General features: G+C 61.8%; 25 protein-coding genes. 10 read left to right on the forward strand and 15 right to left on the reverse strand.

The window, feature by feature from the left end:
* Positions 1-157: 157 nt before the first annotated feature.
* Positions 158-1,387: an acyl-CoA dehydrogenase gene (locus J9870_RS10190; RefSeq protein WP_210643772.1), complete on the forward strand. Its 1,230-nt coding sequence runs from the start codon at positions 158-160 to the stop codon at positions 1,385-1,387.
* 237 nt (positions 1,388-1,624) lie between these two features.
* Here the strand turns inward: J9870_RS10190 and J9870_RS10195 are convergent, their stop codons facing one another.
* The 8 genes from J9870_RS10195 to J9870_RS10230 all read right to left on the reverse strand — a co-directional run bounded on the left by J9870_RS10195 (position 1,625) and on the right by J9870_RS10230 (position 9,883).
* Positions 1,625-2,494, reverse strand: a complete 870-nt coding sequence (locus J9870_RS10195) for an oxaloacetate decarboxylase (protein ID WP_210643773.1) — start codon at positions 2,492-2,494, stop codon at positions 1,625-1,627.
* Positions 2,495-2,651: 157 nt separating this feature from the next.
* Positions 2,652-3,686: an arginine N-succinyltransferase gene (astA, locus tag J9870_RS10200; RefSeq protein WP_210643774.1), complete on the reverse strand. Its 1,035-nt coding sequence runs from the start codon at positions 3,684-3,686 to the stop codon at positions 2,652-2,654.
* A 58-nt stretch (positions 3,687-3,744) separates the two neighbouring features.
* Positions 3,745-4,761, reverse strand: a complete 1,017-nt coding sequence (locus J9870_RS10205; RefSeq protein ID WP_210643775.1) for an arginine N-succinyltransferase — start codon at positions 4,759-4,761, stop codon at positions 3,745-3,747.
* A 110-nt stretch (positions 4,762-4,871) separates the two neighbouring features.
* Positions 4,872-6,221, reverse strand: coding sequence for an APC family permease (locus J9870_RS10210; protein ID WP_210643776.1), 1,350 nt, complete (start codon positions 6,219-6,221; stop codon positions 4,872-4,874).
* A gap of 75 nt (positions 6,222-6,296) precedes the next feature.
* Positions 6,297-7,049, reverse strand: coding sequence for an N-formylglutamate amidohydrolase (locus tag J9870_RS10215; protein WP_210643777.1), 753 nt, complete (start codon positions 7,047-7,049; stop codon positions 6,297-6,299).
* Positions 7,033-8,385: a glutamine synthetase family protein gene (locus tag J9870_RS10220; protein ID WP_210643778.1), complete on the reverse strand. Its 1,353-nt coding sequence runs from the start codon at positions 8,383-8,385 to the stop codon at positions 7,033-7,035. The genes J9870_RS10215 and J9870_RS10220 overlap by 17 nt, the downstream gene beginning before the upstream one ends.
* Complete coding sequence (locus J9870_RS10225; protein WP_210643779.1) at positions 8,382-9,026, reverse strand: isochorismatase family cysteine hydrolase; 645 nt, start codon at positions 9,024-9,026, stop codon at positions 8,382-8,384. Before J9870_RS10225 ends, J9870_RS10220 begins: the two co-directional genes overlap by 4 nt.
* A gap of 2 nt (positions 9,027-9,028) precedes the next feature.
* Positions 9,029-9,883, reverse strand: a complete 855-nt coding sequence (locus J9870_RS10230) for a MurR/RpiR family transcriptional regulator (protein WP_210643780.1) — start codon at positions 9,881-9,883, stop codon at positions 9,029-9,031.
* Between the two features lie 289 nt (positions 9,884-10,172).
* Between J9870_RS10230 and J9870_RS10235 the strand changes: the two genes are divergently transcribed.
* Both J9870_RS10235 and cobF read left to right on the forward strand, forming a co-directional pair.
* Positions 10,173-10,739 carry a histidine phosphatase family protein gene (locus J9870_RS10235; RefSeq protein ID WP_210643781.1) on the forward strand — a complete coding sequence of 189 codons (567 nt, stop codon included), beginning with the start codon at positions 10,173-10,175 and terminating at the stop codon, positions 10,737-10,739.
* A complete protein-coding gene (cobF, locus tag J9870_RS10240) occupies positions 10,736-11,491 on the forward strand; it encodes a precorrin-6A synthase (deacetylating) (RefSeq protein WP_210643782.1) in 756 nt (251 codons plus the stop codon). The genes J9870_RS10235 and cobF overlap by 4 nt, the downstream gene beginning before the upstream one ends.
* 60 nt (positions 11,492-11,551) lie before the next feature.
* Here cobF and ftrA read toward each other — a convergent pair whose 3' ends face one another.
* Complete coding sequence (gene ftrA / locus J9870_RS10245) at positions 11,552-12,511, reverse strand: transcriptional regulator FtrA (RefSeq protein ID WP_210643783.1); 960 nt, start codon at positions 12,509-12,511, stop codon at positions 11,552-11,554.
* A gap of 102 nt (positions 12,512-12,613) precedes the next feature.
* Here ftrA and J9870_RS10250 point away from each other — a divergent pair, with 102 nt between their 5' ends.
* The 4 genes from J9870_RS10250 to J9870_RS10265 all read left to right on the forward strand — a co-directional run bounded on the left by J9870_RS10250 (position 12,614) and on the right by J9870_RS10265 (position 16,190).
* Positions 12,614-13,048 carry a rhodanese-like domain-containing protein gene (locus J9870_RS10250; RefSeq protein WP_210643784.1) on the forward strand — a complete coding sequence of 145 codons (435 nt, stop codon included), beginning with the start codon at positions 12,614-12,616 and terminating at the stop codon, positions 13,046-13,048.
* A 365-nt stretch (positions 13,049-13,413) separates the two neighbouring features.
* Positions 13,414-14,193: an ABC transporter substrate-binding protein gene (locus J9870_RS10255; protein WP_210643785.1), complete on the forward strand. Its 780-nt coding sequence runs from the start codon at positions 13,414-13,416 to the stop codon at positions 14,191-14,193.
* A 103-nt stretch (positions 14,194-14,296) separates the two neighbouring features.
* Complete coding sequence (locus J9870_RS10260; protein ID WP_210643786.1) at positions 14,297-15,409, forward strand: M14 family metallopeptidase; 1,113 nt, start codon at positions 14,297-14,299, stop codon at positions 15,407-15,409.
* 64 nt (positions 15,410-15,473) lie between these two features.
* Positions 15,474-16,190 (forward strand): alpha/beta fold hydrolase, encoded by a 717-nt coding sequence (locus J9870_RS10265; RefSeq protein ID WP_210643787.1) that lies wholly within the window; start codon positions 15,474-15,476, stop codon positions 16,188-16,190.
* A gap of 124 nt (positions 16,191-16,314) precedes the next feature.
* Here the strand turns inward: J9870_RS10265 and J9870_RS10270 are convergent, their stop codons facing one another.
* Together J9870_RS10270 and J9870_RS10275 are read right to left on the reverse strand one after the other, a co-directional pair.
* Positions 16,315-16,902 carry a hypothetical protein gene (locus J9870_RS10270; RefSeq protein WP_210643788.1) on the reverse strand — a complete coding sequence of 196 codons (588 nt, stop codon included), beginning with the start codon at positions 16,900-16,902 and terminating at the stop codon, positions 16,315-16,317.
* Between the two features lie 35 nt (positions 16,903-16,937).
* Positions 16,938-17,885, reverse strand: coding sequence for a LysR family transcriptional regulator (locus J9870_RS10275; RefSeq protein ID WP_210643789.1), 948 nt, complete (start codon positions 17,883-17,885; stop codon positions 16,938-16,940).
* A gap of 142 nt (positions 17,886-18,027) precedes the next feature.
* On the opposite strand from J9870_RS10275, the gene J9870_RS10280 reads away from it, so the two are divergent.
* Positions 18,028-18,630, forward strand: coding sequence for an NAD(P)-binding domain-containing protein (locus J9870_RS10280; RefSeq protein ID WP_210645179.1), 603 nt, complete (start codon positions 18,028-18,030; stop codon positions 18,628-18,630).
* 14 nt (positions 18,631-18,644) lie between these two features.
* On the opposite strand, the gene J9870_RS10285 is transcribed toward J9870_RS10280, so the two are convergent.
* Positions 18,645-19,577 (reverse strand): LysR family transcriptional regulator, encoded by a 933-nt coding sequence (locus tag J9870_RS10285; protein WP_210643790.1) that lies wholly within the window; start codon positions 19,575-19,577, stop codon positions 18,645-18,647.
* Between the two features lie 145 nt (positions 19,578-19,722).
* On the opposite strand from J9870_RS10285, the gene J9870_RS10290 reads away from it, so the two are divergent.
* Complete coding sequence (locus J9870_RS10290) at positions 19,723-20,187, forward strand: DMT family transporter (protein WP_210645181.1); 465 nt, start codon at positions 19,723-19,725, stop codon at positions 20,185-20,187.
* Positions 20,188-20,189: 2 nt separating this feature from the next.
* Positions 20,190-20,642 (forward strand): DMT family transporter, encoded by a 453-nt coding sequence (locus J9870_RS10295; RefSeq protein WP_210643791.1) that lies wholly within the window; start codon positions 20,190-20,192, stop codon positions 20,640-20,642.
* 5 nt (positions 20,643-20,647) lie between these two features.
* Here the strand turns inward: J9870_RS10295 and J9870_RS10300 are convergent, their stop codons facing one another.
* The 3 genes from J9870_RS10300 to J9870_RS10310 form a co-directional block, all read right to left on the reverse strand.
* Positions 20,648-20,929, reverse strand: a complete 282-nt coding sequence (locus J9870_RS10300) for a hypothetical protein (RefSeq protein WP_135844638.1) — start codon at positions 20,927-20,929, stop codon at positions 20,648-20,650.
* A gap of 128 nt (positions 20,930-21,057) precedes the next feature.
* Positions 21,058-22,074, reverse strand: a complete 1,017-nt coding sequence (locus J9870_RS10305) for a purine nucleoside permease (protein WP_210643792.1) — start codon at positions 22,072-22,074, stop codon at positions 21,058-21,060.
* 42 nt (positions 22,075-22,116) lie between these two features.
* Complete coding sequence (locus tag J9870_RS10310) at positions 22,117-23,067, reverse strand: nucleoside-specific channel-forming protein Tsx (RefSeq protein ID WP_210643793.1); 951 nt, start codon at positions 23,065-23,067, stop codon at positions 22,117-22,119.
* Between the last annotated feature and the right edge of the window lie 202 nt (positions 23,068-23,269).

Here is a 23,269-nt window from a genome sequence, read left to right on the forward strand (position 1 = left end):
GGGCTTGTTGTGAGGTGCCGGGTGGCGATGCGAATCAGTGAAACATATATCGGTGATGAATGTTAATACACGCCGAGAATAGGTTAGGTAAATTTTCGTAGCTGAACTAGCATCGATTTCATGACCTAAACAACCTCTGCCCAAGAAGGTGCTGCTCATGGATTTTGCCTATTCCCCCAAGGTTCAGGAACTGCGTGAACGCGTCACGGCGTTCATGGATGCCTACGTTTACCCGGCCGAAGCCGTGTTCGAACGGCAAGTGGCCGAAGGCGATCGCTGGCAGCCCACGGCCATCATGGAAGAGCTCAAGGTCAAGGCCAAGGCTGAAGGCCTGTGGAACCTGTTTTTACCTGAGTCCGAGCTGGGTGCCGGCCTGACTAACCTGGAATACGCACCACTGGCGGAGATCATGGGCCGTTCGCTGTTGGGGCCGGAGCCGTTCAACTGCTCGGCACCGGACACCGGCAATATGGAAGTGCTGGTGCGTTACGCCAATGAAGAACAAAAGCAGCGCTGGCTCGAGCCGCTGCTGCGCGGCGAGATCCGCTCGGCTTTCGCCATGACCGAGCCGGACGTTGCCTCCTCGGATGCCACCAACATGGCCGCGCGTGCTGAACGCAACGGTGACGAATGGGTGATCAACGGCAAGAAGTGGTGGACTTCAGGAGCCTGCGATCCGCGCTGCAAGATCCTGATCTTCATGGGCCTGAGCAATCCCGATGCACCACGGCATGCCCAGCACTCGATGATCCTGGTGCCGGTGGACACCCCCGGGGTAAAAATCGTTCGGCCGCTGCCGGTGTTCGGTTACGACGATGCGCCGCACGGGCATGCCGAAGTGCTGTTCGATAACGTGCGGGTGCCGTACGAAAATGTCCTGTTGGGTGAAGGCCGCGGTTTTGAAATTGCCCAGGGTCGCCTCGGCCCAGGCCGTATCCACCATTGCATGCGCTCCATCGGCATGGCCGAGCGCGCCTTGGAGTTGATGTGCAAGCGGGCCGTCAGCCGCACCGCATTCGGCCAACCATTGGCGCGCCTGGGCGGTAACGTCGACAAGATTGCCGACTCGCGGATGGAGATCGATATGGCGCGCCTGCTGACGTTGAAGGCGGCGTACATGATGGACACCGTCGGCAACAAAGTGGCGAAGAGCGAAATCGCCCAGATCAAGGTCGTCGCGCCGAACGTGGCCCTGAAGGTCATCGACCGGGCGATCCAGATCCATGGTGGGGCGGGGGTTTCCAACGACTTCCCATTGGCCTACATGTACGCCATGCAGCGCACCCTGCGCCTGGCCGACGGCCCGGATGAAGTCCACCGCGCCGCCATCGGCAAGTTCGAGATCGGCAAGTACGTGCCCAGGGAAATGCTGCGTAGCAAGGGCTGAAGGCCTGTTTCACCCCGGCAACGCCATCGCGTTCACCATAGAACCCTGTGGGAGCGAGCTTGCTCGCGATGACGTAGGGACATCCAACACTATGTAAACGGAACCACCGCTATCGCGAGCAAGCTCGCTCCCACAATTGATGCGGGTGGCCACTCAATGTGTGTTCACCACAGACCAACGTGGAGCGAGCCTGCTCGCGATGACGTCCTTGAATGTCACCGCAGGCTGGAGGTCAACTCACTCCTTGACGCTCATGTACTCCTCGGCCCAACGGATGTACTCCTCGGGCTGGGTGTAGGTGTGGGTCAGTTCGGTGGCGCTGAGGTCCGATGCCTGGGTGAAGATCTGCCGTTGTTCGCGAAGGCTGTCGTAGGTGGCCTTGATCGCGGCGAAATAGGCGCCGTGGCCGTCGATGGTGACTCGCACGCCCAGTTCGGCCAGGCGCTTGTCGTCGCGCAATTTCGGGTTGCCATAGGTGACGAGCATCAACGGCAGCGTCAGGTTTTCGCTGATCTGCTCCAGGTGCTCGAAGTCCTGCACGCCCACCATGCAAATCCCGTCCGCTCCGGCCCGTTCGTATTGCTGGGTACGGCTGATGATTTCCTGGACCGGCAAAATCCCAGCGTTGGTACGGGCAATGATCGCCATTTCCGGATCGACTCGTGCTTCCAGCGCCGCGCGAATCTTGCCGACGCCTTCGGCTACACCGATCAGGTCGGTGGATTTACGGCCGAACTGGGCTGGCAGCAAGGTGTCCTCGATGGTCAGCGCCGCCACGCCGGCCCGCTCCAATTCGATGATGGTGCGCATCACGTTCAGGGCATTGCCGTAGCCGTGGTCGGCGTCGGCTATCACTGGCAGTTGGGCCACACGGCCGATGCGGGTGGCCTGTTCGGCGAATTCGCTGAGGGTGATCAGGGCGAAGTCCGGCGCGCCCAATACCTGCAATGACGCGACCGAGCCGCCCAGGATCCCCACTTCAAACCCCAGGTCGGCGGCAATGCGCGCCGACATGGGGTCAAACACCGAGGCGGTGTGATAGCAGGTTTTGGAAGCCAGCAGTTGACGAAAATTGCGACGCAAATCTTGATGGGAAAGCCTGGACATATGAGTTCCACCAATGGAATGGAAAGGCTTGAGCAAAAGTGTCAACGCCGAAGGAACAAAAGGCTATCACGTGGGAGATACAAAGATGATGACGAATGCGCATGGGCGATGTCTTCCCTGCATCGAGAAAAGGCGACATCAAGGTCCAACCCGGGGCCTACGCCGCCACCGCTTGTCGCCCCTGTTTGAGCAGCGCCACGGCGCGCACCATGTCGCCCGGTTGTACTTGCAGGCGTTTGGCGGTGAGCCGGTCGACCAGCAGGCTTTGGCCATGCAAACGTGCCCGGGCACTGGTTACGCGGCAGTTGGCCAGGCGTCGATTATGGATCAACCAGACCGGTGCCTGATCGTCCGGCGTGCCGATGGCCAGAGTCAGCGACTGGCTGTCGCGCACGGTGCGGATTTTCGAAACCGGCGCCTCGATTACCGGGCCCGCGTCGAAGATGTCGATGTAACCCTTATGGGTAAACCCCTCGGCACCGAGAATCTTCATGGCCGGCTCGGTGTTCGGGTGGGCCTTGCCGATCACCGCCTGGGCCTGTTCGGTGAGCAGGCAGGTGTACAGCGGCTGGCGCGGCATCAACTCGGCAATGAATGATTTGTTGCCCATGCCGGACAACTGGTCGGCGTAGCTGAAATCCTTCTTGAAAAAGTGCCGCCCCAGACTGTCCCAGAACGGTGAGCAACCTTGCTCGTCGGCGTGGCCGCGCAGTTCGGCGATCATCTTTTCACCGAACAGCTGCGAGAACTCGGCCACGAACAGCAGGCGTGCCAGGGACAACAGGCGCCCGTTGTGGCCGCGGCGCTGGTCAGGGTGCAGGAACAACGAGCAGATTTCCGATTGCCCGGTCATCTCATTGTTGAGAAACAGCGTCGGGATCTGTCGCTGGATACCCAGTTCCGGCGCCGAGCTGACGGTCACCCCGACCCTATAGTTGTACCAGGGCTCGCGCAGCCCGACCGCACCGGTCAGCGCGCTGATGCCCACGACCTGTCGATCATCGTCCTCGAGCACGAACAGGTAGTCGGCATCGGCACGTTCGACTTGCCCGGCAAAGGTACGCTGGGCCCAGCGAACGCGGTGGGCCAGGCGCTCTTCGTTGGCCGGCAGGCTGGTGAACCCAGGGCCCGCGCAGCGGGCAAGGTCCAGCAGCGCGGGCAGGTCGGTGATGGCGACCGGGCGGACAATCATGATGCAATTCCTTCATGTCGGTTGAAGCGCTGATGCGGGGCAGGAAATCGAATGAGGTTCATAAGGCAACCACCCGGACTCGCTCGCCATCCCTGACGCCCAGGGCTGCCAGCCCGTCAGGCGGCACGGCCAGGGGCCCTTCGGCATTGACGTCCAGTTCGACGACGATTGCCCGGTAGTTCCCAAGGCCGTCGTTGCTCACCAGATAACGGCCCCGTGCGTCGATCTGCGGGGCTTGCCGGGCTACGGCGATACGGCTTTGCGTGATTGAGCGGATGTTGGCGATGCGGGCATGCAATGTCGGCCCACCGTCGAAGATGTCCACGTAGTTGTTGGTTTCGAAACCCTCGCGTTCCAGGATGTCGAAGGCTTCCTGGCCGTCGGGATGCACCCGGCCGATGCAGGCCTGGGCCGCCGCCGGCAGCATGGGCACGTAGATCGGATACTGCGGCATCAGCTCGGCGAGGAAGGTACGGCTCTGCAGGCCGCACAAGCGTTCGGCTTCGGTGTAGGGCAGATCGAAGAAATGCTGGCCGATGGCATCCCAGAAGGGCGACTGGCCATCTTCGCTGCTGAAACCGACGATTTCGGTGATCACCGATTCGGCAAAGCGCTGAGGGTGGGCGGCGATAAACAGCAGCCGGGCCCGGGACAGCAGTTCTGACTCCGGCGTGCGTACGCGCTCGGCGTCGATGTGAAAGCCGCGCAGCAGCGTCTGGCCATTGAGGTCCTGGCACAACGACAGCGCCGGCACGCCATGCTGGATGTTCAACTCCCGGGATTCGCTGGAGAACGGCCGGTTGCGCAAGCTGTAGAACGGTTCATTGCAACCGGTGCTGGCGAGAATCTCCGAGCAGCCGACCAAGCGCCCGGATACCAGGTCCTGCAGGACGAAAAAATAATTCTCGCCGCCAGGGTTTTGTACGTCGGCCGCGAACGAGGCGCACGAGTCGAGGATTTTCTCCCGCAGACGCTCGGTATCGTCTGGCAGCGAGGTGACCCCCACCAGGCTGTCACGGGCCAGCTGCTGCAGTTGCGGCAGGTCGGTTAATTGGACTGGACGTAAAGCCAGCATGGATTGCACTCCTGTTCCAGGGAACCCGGTGCCAGGCACCGGGCTTGACGATCACTGTCGATGTCCACGCGTACTCACCACGGCGGGTCGAACCCTTCGACCGCCGAACCTCACTGAGCGGCCGGGTCGGGCAGCGCCGTGGGACTGCCGAATTTATTCAGTACACACAGGTAGACCACGCCCGCGGCAATCCAGATCAGGCCGAGCTTCTGCGCATCCACGCCCATGTTGTACATGATGGCCGCCACAATCACGAAGCCGACCAACGGGCAGATCAGATGACGAATCACCTGGCCGGAGCGCTGGCGGCGCCAGTAATGGTTGATCACGGTGATGTGCAGCAACATGAAGCCGCTCAGGGCGCCGAAGTTGACCAGGGAGGTCAGGGTGTCCACGGCGTTGATGAACAGGTAGCAGATCAGCAGGGACAGCAGCGCCACCAGGTAAATGCTCAAGTACGGCGTGTTGTGTTTCGGATGGACCTTGGCCAGCACTTTGGGCAACTTGCCGTCCCGGGCCATGCCGAACAACAGGCGCGACACCGCCGCTTGCGAGGTGATGGCCACCGCCACGCCCCAGGCCAGTGCGGTGGCGACAGCGGTCAAGGTTGCCAGCCAGCTGCCAGCCGCCAGTTCGGCGATTTCATAGAACGCGGTGTCGGCGGACTTGAAACCCATGCCGGCCGCCAGGTCAGTGGCGATCCAGGTCTGCACCACGAAAATCGCCCCCATTACCAACAAGGTCACCAACGCTGCCTTGCCGACGCTGCGGCCAGGGTCGCCCTTGATTTCCTCGGCCAGGGTGGAAATGGCGTCGAACCCCAAGAACGACAGCACCGCGATGGACACGGCTTGCATCAGCAGGGCGAAGTTGAAGTGTTCCGGGCTGTACAGCGGCGCCAAGGTCAGTTGGCCGTTACCGCCGCCGCTGTGCAGGGCATTCCAGGCATAGAACAGGAAGATCCCCAGCACCACCAACTGCGCCAGCAGAAAAATGATGTTCATCCGCGCGGTGAAGGTAATGCCCCGCAGGTTGACGAAGGTCGCGCTCACCAGAAACGCCAGGATGAAACCGACCTTGGGAATCTCCGGGTAAAGATGATTCAGCGCCATGGCCGCATAGACGTAGAGCAGAGGTGGGATCAGCAGGTAGTCCAGCAGCATCAGCCAGCCGGCGATGAACCCGACGTGGGGGTTCAGTCCCCGTTGCGCGTAGGAATAGACGGAGCCGGCCACCGGGAAAGCCCGAGCCATGCTGCCGTAGCTCAACGCGGTGAACAGCATCGCGACCATGCCGATGATGTAGGCCAGCGGCACCATCCCCGGCGCTTCGGCGTTGACGTAGCCATACACGCCAAACGGGGCGATGGGGATCATGAAAATCATCCCGTACACCACCAGGTCTGTCAGTGACAGGCTGCGTTTCAATTCCTGTTTGTAGCCAAATGCCTCGATACTCATGAGCCGTTCTCCTTCTCAGCTGTGTGTGGGTGTGTCCTTGCTGGCCGCGTATCGCTAACCGCGGGTGCTGCTTTGCTAGAGCAATGGGGCCAGGTAAGCGCTCCAGGTCCGTACTGCCTCGGGGCTGCGCAGCAAATCGTTGCGCACTTCGATCAACACCGAGTCCAGGCCACGTCCATCGCCGTGTTCCGGGACCGTCATGTCGGTCAGAGGGTTGATCTTGTAGGGCTGATTGCCCGCGGCCCGCAGCGAATGCCGGCTCAGCCCGTCGACGATGCGCTGGGCATAGTCCTTGGCCTCGCCAAACAGCACGCCCGCTTCCAGGGCCCGTGGTTGGCCGTAGAACACGGGGGTGAAACTGTGGATGCCCACTACCCGCACCGCCCGGTTGGCGGCCAGGCGCTGGTCGATCAGCGCCCGGAGCCGATCATGGAACGGGTGGAACAGGCGTTGCTGGCGATAGGCCCGAGTGGCCTCGTCCAGGCAATGGTTGCCCGGGACCTGGTAGATCTCGCTCTGGGCCGGGATGCTGTCGGCCACGTGCAGCGGGCGGTTCAGGTCGATCAACAACCGTGAATAATTGGCCGACAGCAAGGTCGCGCCCAAGGTCTCGGACAGGCGTTCGGCCAGCGCCAGGGCGCCGATGTCCCAGGCGATGTGCTCCTGTGCGGCCGTTTCATCCAGGCCCAGCGCATTCAGGGCCGGGGGAATGAAGCGGCTGGCGTGTTCGCACACCAGCACCAGCGGGTGCTCGGAATCTTCCCGGACCAGTCGGTAGGCCGGCCCGGAGTAGAGGCCCGATTCAGCACATTCAATAGATTCGCGCATAGTGCTCGCAACGCTCGGCAGGTGACAGCGCCTGGGTCAAGGCCAGCTCCTGGGCCTTCAAGGCGAAGTAGGTTTCGACCAGGGGGCCGGGCAAGGCCTCGAGCAGCGCCCCACTGTGGCGCAGGCAATCCAGTGCCTGGGCCAGGGTCGTTGGCAGAGCGATAATGCCACGGGCGCGACGTTGTTCTTCATCCAGGTCATCGGGTATTTCATCGGTCACGGCAGTCAACGCCAGCCGCTGCTCGATACCCAGCCGTCCGGCGATCAACAATGCCGCCATCGCCAGGTGTGGCGAGGCGGTGGCATCCATGGCGCGAAATTCCAGGTTGTACTGGTTCGCTACCGGTTTGCCGCCCAGGCTTACGGTTGGGCAGATGCGCAGCGCCGCTTCGCGGTTGCGCTGTCCCAGGCAGGCATACGACGCGCTCCAGTGATGGGGTTGCAGGCGCTCGTAGGACACCGGCGTCGGTGCGGTCAGCGCGCACAGCGCCGGCAGGTAGTGCAGCACACCGGCGGCCCAGTGCCGGCCGAGGCTGGACAGGCCATGGCTGCTGGCGGCGTCATGGAGTACGGGATCACCGCTCAGGTTTTGCAGGCTCAGGTGCAGGTGCACGCCGTTGCACACGGCATTTTCCGAGACCTTGGGAGCGAAGCTTATGTCCAGGCCCATTTGCCGGGCGATCTCGCGGGTGATTTCCCGTACGTTCACCGCGCGGTCAGCGGCGGCCACGCCCAGGGTCGGGCGGCAGGTGATTTCGTACTGATGCTTGCCGTATTCGGGCAGGAACATTTCGGGTTCGACGCCGCCGGCCCGCAGCGCACTGAGCAGCCACCCGGCGAACCCGGCCTGCTGGCGCTGGGCCTGGAGGCTGAAGGCCGGGCGATCGGGTTGGGCTGGCGCGGTGTTGAGGCTCAATTCATGTTCGAACGCGGCGAATACCTGCAAGCCCAGTTCGGCGCGATAACGCGCCACTTCGTCATGCAGCAGCGTGCGCGGGCAGGCGCCCCAGGGCCGGCCGTCGGTCTCGCGGATGTCGCAATGGATGAAGTCCAGGGCTGGGGCCTGGGCGTCAGGGCCGTTGCAGACGGTCACCCGGCTGGACAGGTCCGGGATCAGCCGCAGATCGCCGTAAGCCCCCCAAGGGTTGACCGACGCGATGATGTCCTGGGGCGTCAGCGCGCTATTGGCTGGCACCCAGCCACAACCGGCAGTGACGTAGTGGGGCAGTTCATCGCTGGGGAACGAGCGCCCGCGGGTCACGCCGATCAGGTCGGTGCTCACCAGCGTTGTGACCGGCAATGGTGCCAGCGGCGTTGCAGCATCGAGGCGACTCATGGCTGCATCTCCTGCAAGCGACCGAGTACGGTGTCGGTATCGGTGATCCAGCAATAACCCTTGATCGCGTTCAGGCACGCCAGATGACGTTGTTCGGTGTAAGTGGCGCAGGCATCTTCCACCAGGGTGACCAGGTAGCCGCGGTCGGCGGCGTCGCGCACGGCCATGTCGACGCATTGGTCGGTGACAATACCGGCGATGATCAGGTGGCGGGTCTGCAGGTTGCGCAGCACATAGTCGATGTTGGTGGAATTGAAGACCCCCGAGGAAGTCTTGGGCAAGACGATCTCGTTTTCCTGTGGCGCCAGCTCGGCAATGATCTGCGCTTCGGGGCTGCCCTTGGGCAGGTGCATGTCCGACAGTTTGTGATCCAGGGAGCGGTCACGGCCGTCGGCGGTGAGGCTTTCGATGTGGGTGTGCAACACATTTTGCTGTGCCATCCGCATCGCATCGAGCAGGCGCTGCTGTTTGGGAATCACCTGCTGGCGGGCGCGACGAATGAAGTACTCGGCTTCGGCAGTGTCCAGATGAGCGTCGAATTGCGGCTCCAGCCAGGCGCGTTGCATGTCCACCAGCAGCAATGCGGTGTGGCCGCGGGTGAACGGTAAATCCCGAGGGGAGCGATGGGGGAGCGAGAACATCCTTATTTTTCCTCCAACAGGTGCGTGTTGAATTCCGTGCGCAAGGTGTCGATACCTTCCAGGCGTTCGGCCAGGTCAGGGCATTGCAGGGTCATGCAGGCGATCAGCGCTTCGACCTGGGCCAGCGCCGGTACCAGGCTGTCGAAGGCCGAGACCGATTCCACTGGCGCGCTGATGATCAAATCGGCCAGCTCTCGCAATGGCGAGGCATAGACATCGCTGAACAATACGACCCGGGCGTGGCGTGCCTTGGCCGCGCTGGCCACGCGCAGGGCCTGGGCCTGGTAGCGACGATAATCGAAGATCAGCACCACGTCCTGGCGTTGCACGTCGAACAGCCGGTCGGGCAACTGGGCGTTGTCTTCCAGGGCAAAACAGCCGGCCCGCAGCAGGCGCAAGTGATTGAGCAGGTAGTGGGCAAGAAAACTGCTGAAGCGCCCACCAAAGCAATGCACCTGGTGGCGGCTGTCCAGCAGCCACTGGACAAGAATGCGCACGTCTTCAGGCTGGGTCAGGGCCTGGGTGTCGTTGAGGGTGCGTTGACTGGCTGCCAGGTACTGGCTCCAGGTGTCGCCTTGGGGCAATTTGGCCCGCGGTTGCAACAGTGTGCGGGGCGAGCGCAGGCGATGGTCCATGTCACTGAGCAGCGCATCCTGGAACTCGGCATAACCGCCAAATCCGAGCTTTTTCACCAGCCGCACGATGGTCGGGTCGCTGACACCGGCATGGTCCGCCAGGCGCGACATCGGGCCGAGGCCGTTGCGTGGATAATGATCGAGCAGGGCACGTACGACCTTGCGTTCCGACGGCGTCAAAACCAAGCCGGGATCGGTAATCAGGTCTCTGAGAGGCGGCATCCGTGCTCCTTGCCTGGATGGGTGTTGGATTTCTTTCATAACTCCTGAAAATAGTATTTATGTAGCTGGTGCTACATGTCCAGCGGTTTTTACGTTCCGTTTAAAATGCTCGATGGTGGTGCGAAACCCCTGTAGGACTTGGGCTTGGCTGCCTGGAACGGATATGTCAGGCCAGTGCTTCAGTCGGTGTCAGATAAAACGTCTTTTTGTCTCAGTTATTTGATTTCATATAAGGTGCTGTACAAGAAAAAGCCTAATGTCCCGTCCACTGATTGCCTGAGTATGCCGCGTGCAAGCCACCCGTCTGACCCTGATCTGTCACGCCCGTACCGTCGCCCAAAAGCAGGCGCGTTTTGGCCTGGAAGAACCGCTGGACGCAACTTGGCTGGCGCAGCGTCCAGATGCCGGCCATGGCTACCCAAATGTTCGGCAGCTGTTATGCGGGCCGGAGCTGCGTACTCGGCAGACGGCGGCGTTGTTCGGCGGTGAGCCTCAGGTTGTCCAGGTCCTGGCCGATTGTGATTTGGGGCGCTGGCGCGGTTTGTCCATCGACGACTTGCTCAAGCGCGAACCGCAACAACTGCAGGCCTGGCTCGACGACCCCGAGTCAGCACCCCATGGTGGTGAATCCGTTGCCCTGCTATGTCGTCGGGTCGGGGATTGGCTTACCAGCCTGGAAGACCAGCCGGGACATTTGCTGGCCGTCACCCACCCGTTCGTGATCCGCGCGGCGCTGGTGAATGTATTGCACTGCCCGGCAGCCACCTTCAACCGGATCGACATCGAACCGCTGTCGGCCATCGAGTTGCGTTTCAATGGGGTGTGGCGACTGCGCGCCCAGGAGTCGCAGGCATGAAGACGTTATCTGTCATTGGCATCGGTGCCGGCGATCCGGATTACCTGACGATGCAGGCGGTGAAGGCCTTGAATCGGGTGGATGTGTTTTTTCTCATGGACAAAGGCCCGGCAAAGAACAAGCTACTGGATCTGCGGCGCGAAATCTGTCGGCGCTACATCGTTGATCGCACGTACCGTTTCGTCGAAGCCTACAGTCCTGAGCGTCAACGCGGCGACCTGGACTACAAGGCCAGCGTCGAAGAGCTGAACCGAGCGAAGCAGGCCACCTTCGAACGGTTGATCAATGAAGAACTGTCTGACGGTGAGTGTGGTGGTTTTCTGGTGTGGGGCGATCCGGCGTTGTACGACAGCACCGTGCGCATCCTGCAGACGATTCTTGACGCCGGTCGCTGCACCTTTGAGTTTGAGGTGATTCCCGGCATCACCAGTGTCCAGGCCCTTGCGGCCCAACATAAAGTGCCGTTGAACAGCATCGGCGGGGCGCTGGAAATCACCACGGGCCGTCGGTTGGCGGCGGGGCAGGCGGGAGACGCTGCCAGTGTGGTGGTAATGCTCGATGCCGAGGATGCGTACCGCCAGGTGAGCGATCCGGATACGCATATCTATTGGGGCGCCTATCTGGGAACGCCGGATGAGATCCTCATCGCTGGCCGGCTGGGGGACGTGGCCGATGACATCGAGCGCACCCGCAAGGCCGCGCGGCAGGCGAATGGGTGGATCATGGATACCTATTTGCTGCGTAAGCCGTGACTTGATGACTTAAACCGAACCGTGGCGGGGGATGTGAAGTTGCCAGGTGTTTTGGCATTTTCACCCCCGCCCAAACCGCTCCCGATACACCGACGGCGCCAACCCCACCACGCTGCGAAACGCCACGCGAAAGCTTTCCACCGAACGGTAGCCACACAGTTGCGCAATGTTGTCAGTGTTGTCTTCGGTGCTCTCCAGCAGCTCGCGGGCCCGCGCCAGGCGTTCATGTTGCAGCCAGGCCTTGGGCGACAGGCCGCAGGCTTGGGTAAAACGTCGTAAAAAGGTCCGTTCGCTCATGGCCGCCTGGCTGGCCAGTTCGCGCACGCCGAGGGGTTCATGCAGGTGTTCGCGGGCCCATTGCATGACGCCAGACAGGTCGCTGCGTGGCGTGCGGCTGACCGGCGACGGAATGAATTGCGCCTGGCCGCCCGTGCGTTGCGGCGACATTACCAGCCGGCGCGCCACGGCATTGGCGACCTGGACTCCGAAGTCCCGCGCAACCAGATGCAGGCAGGCATCGATGCCCGCTGCACTGCCGGCCGAGGTGATGACCTGTCCCGAGTCCACGTACAGCACGTCCGGATCAACCAGGATGGTGGGGAAGCTGTTCGCCAGTTCGTCGGTGTAGCGCCAGTGGGTGGTGGCGCCCAGCCCGTCAAGCAGCCCGGCGGCGGCCAGTACGAACGCGCCGGAGCAGATCGACAGCAGGCGTGCGCCTCGGGCATGGGCCCTGCGCAGTGCCTCGAGCAGGGCTTCGGACGGTGGCTCGCTGCGGCTGCGCCAGCCGGGCACGACAATGGTCCGAGCGGTTTCCAGCAGCTCCATGCCGCCATCGGCCAATACCTGGAAGCCACCCATGGCACGCATCGGGCCGTCATCCACGGCGACGATCCGATGCTGGTACCAAGGGAAATCGAATTCGGGCCGCTCCAATCCGAAGATCTCGACGGCAACGCCGAATTCGAAGGTACACAGGCCGTCATAGGCGAGAATCGCGACCAGACCGGGAGTAGGCTGCATTTGGCGGAAAATTCCCACAGAGTGTCTTGTCCGCCACTGTAGCGGTAAGCGTCGGGCGGATAAAGTCTGCTCACGCCCTCATCTACCTTGGAGTACACCCCGATGACTAGCCTGGTTCGCGAAGTGCCTGCTGCCCCGTCCGAGATCGCTCTGCAGCATTTCAGTCAGCGTCTGACATTCGAAACCGATTGCTCTGACGTTCACGCCAGCCAACAGGCTGGTGATGTCGATTTTGTGCTGGTGGATGTGCGGGGGCCGGTGGCTTACGAACGGGGGCATGTGCCCGGGGCGATCAACCTGCCAACCCGCACGCTCACCGCGCAAGCGCTGGCGGCCTACCCCCAGACCACCTTGTTCGTGGTGTATTGCGCCGGCCCGCACTGCAACGGCGCGAACAAAGCGGCAGTCCGCCTGGCGACCTTGGGTTACCCGGTCAAGGAAATGATCGGCGGCGTCATGGGCTGGCTCGATGAGGGGTTTCGCTTGAACGGCCTGGTGGAGCGCGTGGCGGACAAGGCGATCAGTTGCGACTGCTGATGACCTTCCGCAACCAGGCTTTTGTGGTGAGGGAGCTTGCTCCTGTTGGGCTACGCAGCAGCCCCTTGGCGGCCGTCTGATACAGACGGCGTCGCTGGCCTAACTTGCGCCCGCTGCGTGCCCCAGCGCAAGCAAGCTCCCTCGTCACAGGGGGATCTGCCGCAGGATGTTTATCTGTCAGGTTTTTCGCAAACCCGGTGAATGCCGAATACACCTGGCTGTTTTTATAACTATTTGTCGCCTCGACACAATTCCCCTCCTGAGCGCCCCTCTAGACTCCGGCCACTTCGGTCTTCACTGACCGGATGCTGCCTACGAATCTGCCCATAACGATCAAAAGAATCCCTGCGCACTCAGGAGCAAAAATGAAGAAGCTAGCCATGTTCGGTGCCCTGGCACTGTCCGTATTGTCCCTGTCGGCCATGGCCGAAGAAGCCAAGCCGATCCGCCTCGGGATCGAAGCCGGTTATCCTCCTTTTTCGATGAAAACCCCCGACGGCAAACTGACCGGCTTCGATGTCGACATCGGCGATGCGCTGTGTGAGCAGATGAAGGTCAAGTGCACTTGGGTCGAGCAGGAGTTCGATGGCCTGATCCCTGCGCTGAAAGTGAAGAAAATCGACGCAATCCTGTCGTCCATGACTATCACCGACGACCGCAAGAAAAACGTCGATTTCACCATCAAGTACTACCACACCCCGGCGCGCTTCGTGATGAAGCAAGGTTCCGAGGTCAAGGACCCACTGACCGAACTCAAGGGCAAGAAGGTCGGTGTACTGCGCGCCAGTACCCACGACCGTTTCGCCACTGAAGTACTGGTGCCCGCGGGTATCAACCTGGTGCGCTACGGCTCCCAGCAGGAAGCCAACCTGGACATGGTCGCCGGGCGCCTCGACGCGATGCTGGCCGACTCGGTCAACCTCGACGAAGGTTTCCTGAAAACCGACGCCGGCAAAGGCTTCGCCTTCGTGGGCCCGACCTACGAAGACCCGGAATACTTCGGCGGTGGTGCCGGCATTGCGGTGCGCAAGGGCGATAAGGCCCTGGCCGATCAATTCAACGCGGCCATCACCGAAATCCGCGCCAACGGCACCTACAAGAAGGTGCAGGACAAATACTTCGCCTTCGACGTCTACGGGCATTAATCGCTGAACCCAAGGTGGCCCGCCGTTGACCCGGCCGGCCACCTTTTTCATGGGCGATTGCTTTACCCTGCGCCTATCGAGATACCGCCATCCGGAGTTCCTCATGCAACGCATCGACCATACCCTGCCATGGAGCCACCTGGGCACCGAGCGCCGGCTCAGTGTGTTTCGTTACGGCCATGGGCCGCGCAAGGCCTACATCCAGGCCAGCCTGCACGCTGACGAACTGCCGGGCATGCGCACGGCCTGGGAGCTGAAGCAGCGGCTCAACGACCTGGAGGCCCAGGGCTTGCTCAAGGGCGTGGTCGAGCTGGTGCCGGTGGCCAATCCCATCGGCCTGGATCAACATCTGCAAAGTGCCCACATGGGGCGTTTCGAGCTGGGCAGCGGCAAGAATTTCAACCGCGCCTTCGTCGAACTCAGTGCCCCGGTGGCGCAACGCATCGGTGATCGCCTGGGTGACGACCCGGCCGCCAATATCACCTTGATCCGCCAGACCATGGCCCAAGTCCTCGATGAATTGCCGGCGCCACCGTCACAACTCGAAGCGCTGCATCGGCTGCTGCTGCGCCATGCCTGCGATGCCGACATCACCCTGGACCTGCATTGCGATTTCGAGGCAGCGATCCACTTGTATGCCTTGCCGCAACAGTGGCCGCAATGGCGTTCCCTTGCCGCACGGCTGAAGGCAGGTGTGGCGTTGCTGTGCGAGGATTCGGGCGGCAGTTCGTTCGATGAATCCTGCTCCACGCCCTGGTTACGCTTGGCCAAAGCCTTTCCCACGGCGGCGATTCCACCGGCCAACCTGGCGACGACGTTGGAGCTGGGTAGCATGGGTGATACCCGGGTCGAGCAGGCCCAGGCCAATTGTGAGGCCATCCTCGGCTTCCTCGCTGAGCAGGGTTTCATCGCCGGGGATTGGCCACCCGCGCCGGAGCAGTGCTGTGATGGCTTTCCGTTCGAAGGCACTGAGTACCTGTTTGCGCCACACCATGGCGTGGTGAGCTTTTTGCGTGAGGCGGGCGAGTGGGTGGAGCGTGGCGATCCGTTGTTCGAAGTGGTCGATCCGCTGAACGATCGGCTCACCACCGTGCGGGCCGGTACCAGCGGCGTGCTGTTTGCCCTGGACCGCGGGCGCTACACCCAACCGGGGATCTGGCAGGCAAAAGTCGCCGGGCGTGAGCCGATTCGCAAGGGGAAATTGATCAACGACTGATAAGTGCTGTCTACCTCACCGCACGGTTGTTGCCGTGCGGCTATCGAACGATGGAGGAAGATTGATGTTTAAAGCGCTCGCCCTGTTTCTGTTGCTGGTTTCGTCCGGGCTGCAGGCTGAACCTTCGCTGCACACGGACTTGCCGCTCAACTACCTCGCCCATGCCGATGAACAGGCCAGGAACCGGCCGCTGGTGATCTTTCTGCATGGCTCCGGCAGCAACGAACAGGACCTGTTCGAGCTCAGGGACGAACTGCCCAAGCACTACAATTACCTCTCGGTGCGGGCTCCAAAAGTGATGGAGCCGGGGCATTACCAGTGGTTCGCCAAAAAGGGCGAGGGGGCCTATGACGGCGACACCTCAGACCTGAAGGCCAGCGGCCAGATGCTGCTGGATTTCATCGAGAGAGCCCGGGCCAAGTACCCGACCGACGCGAGCAATGTGTATCTGGTGGGCTTCAGCCAGGGTGCGATGATGAGCTATGAAGTGGCCTTGCGACACCCTGAAGCGGTTGGCGGTATTGCCGCGATGGGCGGGCGGGTGCTGCCAGTGTTGCGGTCTGAATTGACCCCCGACGAGTCGCGACGAGCACTGGCGGTGTTCATCGGCCACGGCACGGTTGACTCGATCATTCCCTACCACGATGGTACCGAGGCCAACACATTTCTGAAGACCCTGGCGCTGGAGCCCGAATTCCATGCCTACCTGGGCCTGGGCCACAGCATCAGTGCGCAAGAGGTGCAGGACCTGCGAGCCTGGCTGGAGCGGCTCAATCCCTGACCCCTGTTCTGCCTGTGGGAGCGAGCTTGCTCGCGATAGCGGTGGGTCAGTTTGCATCAAGGCTGGATGTGCCGACGCCATCGCGAGCAAGCTCGCTCCCACAGGGTAATCAGTGCGGTGCTGATCACTTGCCACTGGCGATCTGTTTCACCAATGCCTCATGACCGGCCTTGTCACTGGCCCGGGAGATGATCTGCACCACGGCCATGCGCGTGCCGGAGGCGCCTATCAACGTGGTATCCAGGGTTGGCCCGCCGCCCTGGGTGGCGCTGGTGTCGAGCTGGCGCAGACCCAGGCCTGTGCCTTTCTGGGTCAGGCTTTTTTCGCCGAGGATCTTGGCATCCGGCAGGGCCTTGGTTTTCTGAACGGCGAAGTCGGCGAAGGTGGTATCGAGAAAGGCATTGTCGTTGTCCATCACATTCGCGCCGTTGACGATGGTGTTTTCAGCGGTGATCACCACGGTTTTACTGGTGGCATTGCTGTACATCGTACCCGTCGCCCCGGCAGTGCCCTGAGCCACCTCACCGGCGGGCAGCGGCGTCGCCGTGAAACCCTTGGGCAGGGTGAAGTTGAGCTTGCCACCCAGCATCGAAACCTTCTGTGCCGCTGCATCGCCAGCGGTTTTGGCCGGGGCGGCATGGGCCGGTACCACGACCAGGCTGGCGATGGCCGTCAGCAACAGGGCGGCGGCTTGTTTACTCAGCAATGACATTGAACGCTCCACGGATGATCGTGCTCGGAGGCCGATCATCCCATGGGCGCTGCCCTGGATTCCAGCGCGCAGAAACGTCTGGCCAGGCCCTCGCGTTCGAAATGCTCGGTGATCAAGTCAATAAAGACCCGGGTCTTGGCAGGCATCAATGTGCGGCTGGGGTAATACAAGGAGATCGCGCCAAGGTCCATGTGCCAGTCCGGCAGCAACCGCACCAGTTCGCCACGTTCCAGCCAGGGCAGCACGTCCGGGACAGTCAACAGTGAGATGCCCAGGCCCAGCAGGGTGGCTTCGCGCATGGCGACGGGATCGTTGAGGACGATGGATTCGGGCAGCCGAAGCGCCGATTCAAGCCCGGCAGCGTTGCGCATTACGGCCTGGCGCACGCGACCGGTCAGGCTCGAGCGCAGCACGATGTTGTCGAAGTGGGCCAGGTCTTCCGGATGCGCGGGCCGGGGGCGTGGGGCCAGGTAGGCTGGGCTCGCCACTGCGATCAGATGGGCCGGTGCCAAGGCTCGCGAAACCACGCCGGGCATCAGTTCGAAGCCGCCACCAATCGCTGCGTCGAAGCCTTCGGCGATCAGGTCTACCCGGCGGTTTTCGAAATGCCATTGCGGCCGGATCAGCGGATAGCGAGCCAGGAGTTGCGGCATCAGCGGCAACACATGCCCGATGCCGAAACTCGGTGACAGGCTGACTCGCAATACCCCGGCCGGTTCACCCCGTTCCGTGGTCACGGCGCCGATGGCCGTCTGCAAGGCTTCGAGGTGAGCGCCGATACTGGTAAGGAAGTGTTCGCCGTTTTCGGTCAGGGACAATTTTCGGGTCGAGCGCTGGAACAGGCGCACGCCCAGGTTGCGCTCGAGCATCGCTACGTTGCGGCTGACGGCGGCAGGCGTCAGGCCCAGCAACCTGGCGGCAGCGGAAAAACTCCCCGTCTCGGCACTGCGGGCGAAGCATTCAAGGTTGGCGAGGGTTTCCATGGCGTTCTACCTGATAGCAATGCTTGAAAATGATTCAAGCTATTACCGGCTAATCAGACGGGAATGACAAGGGCAATATGCACCTCAACGGCGGACATCACCGCCAGGCTTATCCCAACCTTTGAGGACAGACGACATGAGTATCGAAACCATCGGCATCATCGGTGCCGGCGCCATCGGCAGTGCTTTCGCCCGCGCACTGGCCCGCCAGAACATCAATGTGGTGATTGCCAACAGCCGTGGCCCGGACAGCCTGGCCGGGCTGGTCGCCGATCTGGGGCCCACCGTGCGTGCCGGCACCGTGCAGCAAGCCGCGGCCCAGCCGATGGTATTGGTGGCCGTTAACTGGTCGAGGCTGCCCGAGGCGTTGAGTGGTTTGCCGGACTTTGCCGGGCGCATCGTGATCGATGCCAACAATGCAATCAAAGTCCCGGAGTTCGAGGCGGTTGATTTGCAGGGCCGGGCTTCCACCGAGGTGTTCAGTGAATGGGTGCCGGGCGCGCGGGTGGTCAAGGCCTTCAATCACTTGCTGGCGCGCCTGCTGGAGGCAGACCCGACGTCCGAAGGCGGCAAGCGGGTGCTGTTCCTGACCGGTGATGATGTGCAGGCACGCGATGAAGTCGCGCAGTTGATCGAGCGCTTGGGGTTCTTCGCCGTGGACCTGGGGCCCTTGAGTGTGGGCGCACGCTTGACCCAGTTCCCGGGCGGCCCTCTGCCGGTGCTGAACCTGGTCAAGTTCGACTGAGCCCCACAGTGCGGTCAGCGATCCCAGTAGGGCACTTCGCCAAAACATTCCAGGAAAAAATCGATGACCGTGCGCACCTTCACCGACAGGCGTCGGCTGCCCGGCCAGAGAATGGCGATCTGCTGGGGTTCGAGGCTGTTGGAGGCCTGGTAATCCTGCAGTACCGGGACCAGGGTGCCATTGCGCAGCGCTTCGCCGATCAGCCAGGACGGAAACATCACCAACCCCAGGCCTTGTTCGGCGGCCTGGGTCAAGGTGTCGGCGTGGTTGCCGGTGATCGGGCCCTTGACGCTGTAGGGCGTCCAGGCCTGGCCCGGGCGGCGGAAGAACCAGCGCTGTTGGCCAGTCACGCCTTTGTAGGCCAGGCATTGATGGGCCGCCAGATCCTGGGGTTTGAGCGGCGTGCCGTGGCGAGCCAGGTAAGCAGGGCTGGCCGCGATCTGGAAACGATGGGGGGCGACAACCCGCGCCTGCATGCCTGAGTCATGCAACGGGCCGATCCGAAACAGCAGGTCGGCGCCTTCCTGCAGTGGGTCGACGTAACTGTCGGTCTGCTGGATCTCCAATTGCAGCTTTGGGTAGCGTTCGCACAACTGGCCCAGCCATGGTGTCAGGTGGCGTTGGCCGAATACCACAGGGGCGTTGATCCGCACCAATCCGGAAGGCTCGCTGTGCTGTTCCTGCAAGGCTTGTTCGGCTTCCTCCAATTGCACCAGTAGCAGCCGCGCATGATGCCCCAGCAGGCGGCCGGCTTCGGTGGGGGAGACGGCGCGGGTGTGGCGATAAAGCAACTGCTGGTTCAGGGCCTGCTCCATCAGCTGGATCTGCCGGGAAATCGATGACGGAGCCAGGCCTTCGCGTCGGGCCACTTCCGAGAAGCTGCCGTGATCGAGCACCGCGACAAACAGGCGCAGCGCCTTGAAGCCAAGTTCATTGAGGCCGTGCATGGGATGGCTGTCCTGTGCGTATTGCGCAAAAGTGTTGTCGGGATGCTCCCATTTATCGCACAGAGACGCCAGCCGATAATGCCGGCCATCCTTTTCCAGACAGGTTCTGACTATGCAGGTTTCCTCATTGAACGAGGCCGGTCCGATGACGGCTGTCAGCCAACCGCATTCGTTCTTGCGCTGGCTATTGCTGCCCCTGGTGATCCTGGCCGGTATGGGCTTGTCAGTAGAGGCCGGCCTGCTGGGGCCGCTCGGGGGCCAGGTCGGGCATTTGTGGGCCACCCTGAGCATCTTTGGCGTCGGCTCGGCGATTCTGTTCCTGCTGTTACTGCTCAGCGGTCGGCAACAAGGCCCGGCCTTGCATGAGTTGCCGCGCTGGCAACTGATCGGCGGTTTCCTGGGGCCGGTCTACGTGGTGGTGCTGACGCTCGCCACGCCCCACATCGGCATCGCCATGACCATGGTCGCGATCCTTTCCGGTCAGGTGGGCAAAAGTGTGTTGATCGACCATTTCGGCTGGTTCGGTGCGAGCCGCAAGCGGGTCAACGGCGAACGTTGGCTGGCGTTGGCGCTGATCGTCGTGGCCCTTGTCCTGATTGCCCGAGGTTGAACATGAGTCTGTTTATTTTATTGCTGGTGGTCGTCGCTGCGGGTGCGGTGCTGAGTGTGCAGGCGGCCATCAACGGCCGCCTGGGCCAGACGGTCGGTGTGCTGCGCAGCAGCCTGCTGACGTTTACGGTAGGGACTGTGGTGACCGGGTTGCTGATCGTATTTTTCGAACCGGCCCACGCTGTCACCTTGCTGGATGTGCCGAAATGGCAACTCAGCGGTGCGTTGTTCGGCGTCGTCTACATGATGGTGATGGTCGGTGCGGTGCCGCGGGTAGGGACTGGCGTGGCGACGGTGGCGGTGATCGTCGGGCAATTGGGCATGGGCATGTTGATCGACAACTTCGGCTGGCTGGGCAACCCGGCCATCGGGTTGTCCGGTAGCCGGGTCCTGGCCATGGCCTGCCTGGCCTTGGCGCTGGTGTTCATGTATCGCAGCAGTGTGCAGAAGGCCTGAAGGTCTCAGTTGCTTTCGACGTTCAGTCGCAGGCTGCCATCGTCCAGGCGCTCGGTGCTTCGGACGATGCCACTGGTTTGCCGGCCTTCGGCGCTGAATACTACGATCTGGGCTTTATCCAGGTCGTCCGGCATCGGTGGGCGTACGTGCAGTACGAACCATGGCGGTTCGGCGTCGTCGAAGCGTTTGACATCGAACTGGCAAGTGGCATTTTGGGTCTGGTGCCCAAGCAGCGCGTCCAGGCCGTAATAGAAGTGAGTGCTGTCGGCAGCAAGGGGCATGTGCATCGGCGGTCTCCTGGGGACGCTCGGTGGATGTTCAAGTGATCCTGCCTGGAATGGAAAATTCCATCGGGTGAGCTATGGAAATTAGCTCACCACCCCTGCACATTTCCTGTGACGTGGGCTTCGATAGATCACAAAGCAGGCACTCCGTCTTTCCACGCCGACCAGTTTTTCACGATGTCCTGTACCACCGGGTTGCCGGTGCGGAAGAGGTTTTCCAGTGCAGGAACGAACGCGCCCTGGTCAGCGTATTTGAGCAGGTTGTCCACTTCGTTGCCGCCGGGTTCGGGACGGTCGAAGTCGGAGCCGGCCCGCAGCACGGCCAGTCGGTTGATATCCACCCGACCTTCGCGGCTGGCTCGCAGCAAGGCCTCGTAGGTGGAATTGTCCTCCTGTTGGGTGGTGCAGTAGACGCCTTTGTTATCCGTGAGCAGGCGGGTCCAGACTTCGGCGCGTTCGCTCAGGCGCGTACCGGAGAACCAGGTGTTGCCGGCCAGGGTGTCACATCGGGTTACCACCGGTGGCTGGTTGGCCGGTGCATACGGATATTTCAAGCGCCAGGCGGCTGACTCCTTGCTTTCAGCCAAGGCCACTTTCTGGCTGAGCGCAAGTGCCTTGGCTTGCAGCGCCGGGTTGAGTTCGAAGACTTCGGTCTTGTAGTCCAGCGGCGGCTTCTCATTCGGCCCCTTGGTGTTGATGCCCAGGTAGCCGGTGGGCCATTCCTTGGGAACATCGCGCGAATCCAGCTCCCATTGGGTGCCGAACTCCACCAGGTAATGGGCCCAGGCCGTCGTCCCGAGGGTGCCGTGGTGCGGGTTGATCCCGGCGATCCCGGCCACCAGGAAATAGCTTTTGCGCAGGTCGACGGTTGGCGAGAGCGCCAGGGCCAGGGTCGAGGCTGCGGCGTTGGTCTGGCCCATGCCGGTGATCAGCAGGCAGACCCGCTCGGTATTGCAACGGATAGTCGGATATTCAGCGGACAGCCCTGGTATGCGGATCTCATTTTTGAGCTGCAGGCGTTCGATCCAATTCTGCGCCTCGGGAGCAAACATTGTGATCAGCATGACTTTGGGTTGAAGCGGCACTGTGGCCCCGGCGGTCGAGCAGAACAGGGCCAGGCCGATTGAAGTAAGCAGGCGGTTGGTCATGAGTCGTTACCTCCATGGATTTAAAAAGGGGCGAGCAGGGGCTCAGAATTGATAGCCGACACCCGCGTAGTATCCCCACCCATCGGAGCGGGCGCGGAAGTTGCCGTCGCCAAAGTTAAGCTCACTGCCGTCCTGCCAGTTGCCGCCGTTGTGGAAGTAACGGCCCACCAGCGTGAAGCGCAGATGCGTGAAGGAATACAGCAAGACGTTGGTGGCGACCGTGGCGTTGGCGGTGCGAGCCGGGTTGTCCTTGTGCAGGTCTGAACCGAAATCGAAGTTGGTAAAACCGATGTAAGTCAGCGAAGCGCCGTTGCTGAACTGGCTGATCGGCACGATGTATTTGAGTTGGGCGCGATAGCCATCCCAGGAATATTCATTGCTGGCGCCATAGTTTTCCCATTGATAACGCCCGTAGAAGTTGGCCGACAGGTTGACCCGCGAATGGGTGTCGATGTCGGTGCCCAGGCCGCTGTACAAAGTATTCGCGCGATTGGCGGAGTTGCTGCCGTGATCGTAGATCCAGTCGAACGCCACATACCATTCCTTGAATGGCCCGACGGCCAGGCTGCGGCCGGCCAGGTAGTCGATGGAAATACGCGGTTCATGCTCCATGAACACCGGCGAGCCGTGATCCCACACGCCTTTGTCGTGGCTGTTGCCGATGTCGAAGATCTTCGGGATGTCGATATAGCCATACAGCTCGAACGGCCCCTTGCGCCCGAAATATTCGTATTCCAGATAGACGTCATCGACGGGTTGCGGGCCGAAGCTGATGTCCTTGCTGCCGATGATCGTCAGGTCCTGGTTGTACCAGTCGGACAGGTAGACACTTTTTTTCGAGGACGTGGCTTCAGGGCTGAGCGTTTCACCTTGGGCGGATGCTTCGCTCGCTTGCGCTTGGCTGATGGTGCTGAGTAATCCGGTAACGGCGGTCAGTAGCACGGCGGCTGCAAATACGCGGGGCGCGGCGTAACACCGAGGATTGAAGTCCATGGAAAGTCCTTGTTCGTGCGGGTCGAAACCCGGGTTCCGTGATAGAAAAAACCCGATTCGCTGCGGGGCTGCGATCGATTTCGCAAACGTTTGCACATCCTGTACCAGATTTTCGTACTGGCTTTAAAAACATGTGCTTGGGAAGTTTTTCCTGTCCTTATGGTCAGGCATCGTGCACGACCTATCGCCCTGTCCCTTGAAG

This window comes from Pseudomonas sp. Tri1 (assembly GCF_017968885.1).
Taxonomy (GTDB): domain Bacteria; phylum Pseudomonadota; class Gammaproteobacteria; order Pseudomonadales; family Pseudomonadaceae; genus Aquipseudomonas.